Raw genomic sequence first — 6514 nt, forward strand, 5'->3', positions numbered from 1 at the left:
CTTTCCCTTTTCCAGGATGAAAAGATGATTTCACATGTGTGCATCGGCGCGAACGATTTCCAGCGAGCGTTTGCGTTTTATCAGGAGGTCATGCAAGCGCTCGGCCTTGAACTCAAGTTCAAAGACCTTGAACGCCCATGGGCGGGCTGGATGCACCCTGACAACCCACGTCCTCTTTTTGTGGTCGGCAAGCCTTTTGACGGCGAATCGGCGACGTCCGGAAACGGGCAAATGATCGCCCTGCTGGCCTCCGATAGACAGGTCGTGCGCAACACTCATGCCCTGGCGCTGACCCTGGGTGGCCGCTGCGAAGGTCCTCCAGGCCTGCGCCCTGAATATCACCCGGATTATTACGGGGCCTACTTTCGGGACCCTGAAGGCAACAAGCTCTGCGTCTGTTGTCACGATCCGGCGTAACCCGCCCGCTCCCGACACGCCCGCCCAAACGCCCGAAAAATCGCCCGATAATCAGCGTTATCCATCACCTCCCACTCCGGATGCCATTGCACCCCCAGCGCAAAGGCCCGGCTGCCCTCCACCGAAAGGCCCTCCACCAATCCATCCTCCGCCACGGCCTCGACGCACAAGCCCTGCCCCACCCGCGCGATGCCCTGGCCGTGGACGGAGTTGACTTCGATGACGTCCTTGAGCCCCAGCCGCGCCAACACGCCGCCCGGCCGCACCGTCAGGGCGTGGTTGCGGGCGTATTGTTCCTGGACGGGTTCGTTGCTCGGCGGCTCGTGTTCGGCGCCTGGGCCGTCGAGTTGTTGATGGAGCGAGCCGCCGAAGGCGACGTTCATTTCCTGGAAGCCACGGCAGATACCGAGCACCGGCAGGCCCGCTTCGACCGCGGCGCGCCAGAGCGGCAGCGCAAGGTCGTCCCGGGCCGGGTCGTGCTCGGTGCCCGGCGGGCTGGGTGGACCACCGTAGTGATGGGGTTCGATATTGGATGGCGACCCGGTGAACAGCAGCCCGTCCAGGCCGGCAAGGACGTGGGAAATTTTGATCAGCGCCGGAAACACCGGCAGGATCACCGGCAGCGCTTCGGCGGCGGTGGCGACCGCCTGGGCGTATTTGTCGTTGCTGAGCTGGACGGTGTGCGGGCCGATCTTGCCTGAGCAGGCGATGATTCCGATCATGGGTGGACGAGACATGGGACTCCCCTGTTCCTCAAACGCTTATGAATCGGATTGCGGCGCGGGTCCGGTTGTTCCCTTTCGATGACAGTGGGCAAGGACCCCTGAACGAAGCCATCGACGCAACGGTCGGAACAGCAAACCCCAGCAAAGAACCCCACCCATGCGCTTACGATCCGTCGCCCTCGTCTCATTCCTGAGCTGGACAGCCAGCACGACCGCCTCTGCGCAAGAACCGTTGCGCCTGGAAAGCCTGAAGCGCTGCGGCGACTTGCTCGAACGCCAGCGCCAGGAATGGTGCCTGACCGCGCATGGGCTGGGTGACGCAACGCCGCCACTCAAACTCGGTGAAAAAACGATTCCTGCCCACAGCATCCAGCGTGAAGGACAAAGCCTGCGCTTGCGCCTGGACAGCGCCGATTACCACAGCGCTCCGCTCTGGCTGGCCGACGGCCCACGCCTGAGCAATGCCGTTTGGCTGACCATGGGCAACAGCCACGTGCTCGCCGCCGGGCCGAATGAGGTGGCGAAGAACATGGACGGCCTGACCACCTATGTGGACCTGGTCAGCGTGCTGATCGAGGAAAATCACGACGGCCGCCAGGAGGCTGAGCGGCTTGCCGGCAAATATGGCGCGAAGGTGGTCGGCAGCATTGCGCCGCTGAACGTGTACCAGCTGCGCCTGCCGGCCAAAGACCTGGTGCAGCGCGACGCGTTGGTGCTGCGCCTGGGCAGCGAGACCAGCGTCGATGCGGTGGTGATCGAGGAGTCAGGGGCGCAAGAGGCCGAGCAAGCGCCCACCCAGCCTGACGAGCCGAAAAAACCGGCCCAGGACTCGGATGAATGGGCGGCGAATCGTTTTCTCGACGCGGTGCATTACTACCAGCGGCGCATCCCCGGACAGCAGGCGCCGATCCGACCGCAACCGGTGCGCATCGGCCTGATCGAGCGCGACGTGGATTTCGACACGGCGGATTTTGCCGATTACCTCGGCCCCTGTTCGGTGCCGCGCACCTGCGTCTACGCCCGCGATGCGGACAAGCCGGACAACCACGGCACCACCGTGGCCGGGATCCTCGCGGCACGCTGGAACGATGGCGGCAACAGCGGTTTTCTCCGGGGCCTGGACAAGGCCAGCGGTGGCTTCGAGGTGATCGTCGAGCGCAATTCCGATGCAGGGATCACTGCCAACATCGCCGCTTCGGTGAACCTCGTCGAGGACGGAGTGCGCGTGCTCAATTGGAGCTGGGGCATCCACCGCGTGGGGGCGAAGGATGTGAAAGGCGACGACGTGGATTCGCTGCTGCGTTCGGGCATCGCCATGGGCGGCTACGAAGAATTGCTTGAGGAATTTTTCCTGTGGCTACGCAAGGAACATCCCGACGTGGTGGTGGTGAACTCCGCCGGCAACGGCTCGTCCTTTTCGGGCACCGACGAATACCGCCTGCCCTCCTCGTTCATCACCGAGCAATTGCTGGTGGTCGGCGGGCACCAGCGCAACGAGCGGGCCGGGATCGCCGTCGACGACCCCGGCTACGCGGTCAAGCGCAGCTCCTCGAACATCGACATGCGCGTCGACATCACCGCCGCCGCCTGCACCCACGCCTCGACGGTCAATGCCGGCGAGGACGGTGCGGTGCATTGCGGCACGTCCTACGCCACGCCGATGGTCACCGGCCTGCTGGCGGCGATGCTGTCGATCAATCCAGAACTTCAGCCAGAACAGCTGCGCATGCTCCTGCGGCGCAGCGCCATGACCATCGGCGACAACCACGATTTCGAACGAATGGACAGCGAAGACCTCACCGCCCCCATCCTGCCATCGGAGCGCAACTACCAGCTCAACGACAAGGACGTGGGCCGCTCGGCGCGGCTGGACATGCAGAAAGCCCTGGACCTGTCGGTGCAGAGTCGCAGTCGGGTGCGCTGATGCTACCTTGGGCGATCGATCCGTTCGACTCCCCAGGCAGCATCGCTCGCCGTCAAGTCTCGACAGGCGCTGTCACTGCGCATCTGTAGCGGCTCATCAAGCCGTAATAGGCACCGGCGGGAATCAGCAAGCCGACGATCCAGGCAAGATCGATCCCTTGCAAGGCACTGGCAACCGGACCGGTGTACAACGAGGTACTCATGAACGGGATTTCAAGCACGATGGTGATCAGGAATACACTGACCGCGATCCAGTTCACCCGACCATAGATACCGTCCGGTTCGAAGATGTCCGCGATCCGATAGACACCTTTGCGCAAGGCGTAGTAGTCCACGAGGTTGATCGCCGTCCACGGGATCAGGAAGTAGCTCATGAAGAAGATGAAGTTCAGGAAGAACTGCAAAAAGTCATTCTGGGCCAGGGTGCACAAACCGGTCGCGGCGGCGCAGATGACCAACATGAACCCCGCGCGTACGAGCGGCGTGACCTTGAGTTGCGCATAGGGCTCGACCACCGTCACGGTCGACATGAACGCGCCGTACAGGTTGAACACGTTGATCGCGACCTGCCCGTACAGCACGAAGCCGAACATCAACAACGTCCCTCCCCCCATGAGCCCGACCAGGTTCAAGCCAACATTATCCGAGAACCCGGCCACGCCCTTGGCCAGCATTGCGCCCAGCACCATCATCCAGCTGCCGCCGATGACCGTTCCCAAATAGCTGTACCAAAACACCTGGCGGGTGGACGTGCGGGTTGGTAGGTAACGCGAGTAATCGGCAACGTAAGGCGCATAGGACAGTTGCCAAGTCACCGAAATGCTCACCGAGGCCAGGAAACTCACCAGGCTGAACCCCTGCGGTGTCCACTGTCCGGGTTCGATGGGCAGCGCAAGGGACAGGACGGTGGCGAAACCGAAGACCGCGATGGACACCAGCGAAAGGATCTTCTGGAAACGATGGATGAACCGGTAGCCGACCAAGGCCACCAGGAAGCACACCACGCCGAGCAGGATGATGTTCACTTCGTTGCTGAACGGGCTTGCCGTCGCAACGGCCTGGGCCGCCAACAGCGTGTTGCTGACGAAAAAGCCCAGGTAGATCAACATCACGAACAGCAGCGGGACAATGGCGCCAAACACCCCGAATTGCGCGCGACTCTGGATCATCTGCGGGATGCCCAACCGCGGCCCTTGCGCGGAATGCGAGGCCATGAAGACCGCGCCGATCATGGAACCGACAAGAATCGAGAGCACGCTCCAGAACAGATTGAGGCCCAGGCTGATCGGCAATACGCCGGCGGCGACCGTGGTGATGTTGGCGTTGGCGCCAAACCATACGAAGAACAATGAGCGAGGCTCGCCATAACGTTCGTCTTCGGGGATGAAATCAATGCTTCTGTTTTCAACTTTCATGATTGTTCTCTCCGATTAGCGATCGTTGACGAGACGGCTTTCGAGATGCTCGATGGCTTCTACGAACGCTTCTGGCAGGAAGGCGAGATGGTCGGGCGTCGCGGTGCGGAGCGAGACCGCTGGCTGGTTTTGCCAACGTCGCAGCAACTGCTGCGCAGAGAAAATCTCCAGCCCGTAGATCCAGTTGGAAAGAATCAGCAACGACGAGTAGTGGGCGGCAGTGGTGGTCGCCGTGCAGGCGTCGGCCACGAGAGTGACTTGGAAGTCGCGCTGATACGCATCGAACACGCTGGTCATGACGCACACATCGGTCAGCACGCCCATGACCACCAAGTGCTTGATGCCCCTGCGGCCGAGCATCTGGGCCAGCCGAGTGCCATGGAAAGCGCTGTAGCGATGCTTGTCGATCACGACATCGCCCGCCTGGGGCGCAAGCTCATCGAGAATCTCCACAGCGGCGGTGCCCGCCAGATAGGTGGTGGGCCGGCCCAGTCCATCGACCGGCTCACCCAGCATCAAGTCGCAGCCATGGGCATCATTGATATGCCGCGTGTAGAACAACGGAATGTTCAGGTTACGAGCGGCATCGATGACCGATGCGGCGTTCTTGATCACTTGCTCAAATCGCGGGAGCGCGAATTGATCTTCTTTTTGTAGATCGACCAGCAGGATTGCGGTTTCAGTGTTCATCAACGTTCTTCCGGGTGCAGCTTCCCCGGCAAGCGCAACAACAGCTTGCCAACGGCTCAGCGGATAAAGACAGGCGGCACGCCCGCTGGAGCAGGCATGGCGCAGGACGCGTCAAACGCACGGGAAAGGGTCAGCTGACTATTTGCCAGAAACCGTTCTGCTTGGCGGCAACGCAGGCCGGAAGTCGTTGGAGAACAACGGGAGATGGCGAGACGGACCGACGAAGAAAGACCTTCATGGCGCCACTTGGCAACGCGCGAGCCGAACCACCTGCATTGAACAGATGGCGACCATGGGCGTTATCAAAGCGTGACGAGGGCCGGATCATTGGGGTGAGTCTCAAGGGAATCGCTACTTGAGGACTGCAAAAAATCGGCCAAATGGGTTGGAGCATTGGAAAGTGGCAGATTAGAGCGGTATGGATGATGGTGCGATTTTCTGGCATGCGGAATACCATCAGACAATGATACAGAACGTAACACAGCAGTTACTCGCTTCCTGTCTCCCGCACTCAAATTGCCCACGGCGGTAGCCTTCAGAAGGCAAACACACCCTGACAGTCTGTATGATCCCAACCTATCCAAGTCCCAGGACCACCCGCATGCCAGCCTCAAAAACCCGGCCTTCCCCCGCGCCGCTGCTCAAGCCAGGCGAAACGGTGGTCTTGTTCGACGGTGTCTGCAAGCTCTGCAACGGCTGGGCGAAGTTCCTGATACGTCATGATCGGCAGCGACGGGTGCGACTGGCGGCGGTGCAATCGCCTGAAGGCCAGGCTTTGCTGGCGTGGGCGGGTTTGCCGCTGGATCAATTCGACACCATGGCGGTAATCCGCGACCGGTATTACTGGGAACGCTCAGATGCCTTTTTCGAGGTCGTCTCACAATTGCCCGCCCGCTGGCACCCGGTGACCTGGCTGCGTCTCGTCCCCCGTCCGCTAAGGGACTGGGCCTATGACCGCATCGCGCGGAATCGTTATCGGCTTTTCGGCAGATACGACACGTGCCTGCTGCCGAATGCGGATCATGAACGGCGCTTCCTGAACAGGCATAATGCTTAGAACACAGATCGATCACCGTGCCTTTCGAAACGGACAGTCGTCACTTTTCATTCGGGTAAAAAACATGAACCGCCGCAAAAAAATAAACCAGTTGCTCAAGGCCAACGCAAAGAAGGCCAGCGCCAAACTGGCGCCCAAGAGCAAGGACCGATACATCAGCAAAGCCGACCGTCTGAAACTGGCGGCTGAAGCCAACCCTGACGCGGTCGTTTCCCTCGAGAGCTGATCCCTTGATTCCCATCGATCCCCTGTCGCTGCAACGCATCGTCACCGCCCACGGCACGCTC

At 61.1% G+C, this 6514-nt stretch carries 7 protein-coding genes; 4 read left to right on the forward strand and 3 right to left on the reverse strand.

The window, feature by feature from the left end:
* Positions 1-24 precede the first annotated feature (24 nt).
* On the forward strand, positions 25-417 hold the full coding sequence (locus OC610_RS04265; protein ID WP_264426665.1) for a VOC family protein: 393 nt from the start codon (positions 25-27) through the stop codon (positions 415-417).
* Here the strand turns inward: OC610_RS04265 and OC610_RS04270 are convergent.
* Positions 402-1154, reverse strand: a complete 753-nt coding sequence (locus OC610_RS04270; RefSeq protein WP_264426666.1) for a gamma-glutamyl-gamma-aminobutyrate hydrolase family protein — start codon at positions 1152-1154, stop codon at positions 402-404. The two genes, OC610_RS04265 and OC610_RS04270, sit on opposite strands and share 16 nt — an antisense overlap.
* Before the next feature lie 145 nt (positions 1155-1299).
* On the opposite strand from OC610_RS04270, the gene OC610_RS04275 reads away from it, so the two are divergent.
* Complete coding sequence (locus tag OC610_RS04275) at positions 1300-3066, forward strand: S8/S53 family peptidase (RefSeq protein WP_264426667.1); 1767 nt, start codon at positions 1300-1302, stop codon at positions 3064-3066.
* A 52-nt stretch (positions 3067-3118) separates the two neighbouring features.
* Here the strand turns inward: OC610_RS04275 and OC610_RS04280 are convergent, their stop codons facing one another.
* The gene (locus OC610_RS04280) at positions 3119-4480 is read right to left on the reverse strand and encodes a purine-cytosine permease family protein (protein ID WP_264426668.1); all 1362 of its coding nucleotides are present in this window, start codon (positions 4478-4480) and stop codon (positions 3119-3121) included.
* Between the two features lie 15 nt (positions 4481-4495).
* Complete coding sequence (locus OC610_RS04285; protein ID WP_264426670.1) at positions 4496-5170, reverse strand: isochorismatase family cysteine hydrolase; 675 nt, start codon at positions 5168-5170, stop codon at positions 4496-4498.
* Positions 5171-5771: 601 nt separating this feature from the next.
* On the opposite strand from OC610_RS04285, the gene OC610_RS04290 reads away from it, so the two are divergent.
* Together OC610_RS04290 and OC610_RS04295 are read left to right on the forward strand one after the other, a co-directional pair.
* A complete protein-coding gene (locus OC610_RS04290) occupies positions 5772-6227 on the forward strand; it encodes a thiol-disulfide oxidoreductase DCC family protein (protein WP_264426671.1) in 456 nt (151 codons plus the stop codon).
* Positions 6228-6291: 64 nt separating this feature from the next.
* Positions 6292-6453 (forward strand): DUF2986 domain-containing protein, encoded by a 162-nt coding sequence (locus OC610_RS04295; protein WP_264426672.1) that lies wholly within the window; start codon positions 6292-6294, stop codon positions 6451-6453.
* Positions 6454-6514: the final 61 nt, after the last annotated feature.

It is taken from the genome of Pseudomonas agronomica (assembly GCF_025917275.1).
Classification (GTDB): domain Bacteria; phylum Pseudomonadota; class Gammaproteobacteria; order Pseudomonadales; family Pseudomonadaceae; genus Aquipseudomonas; species Aquipseudomonas agronomica.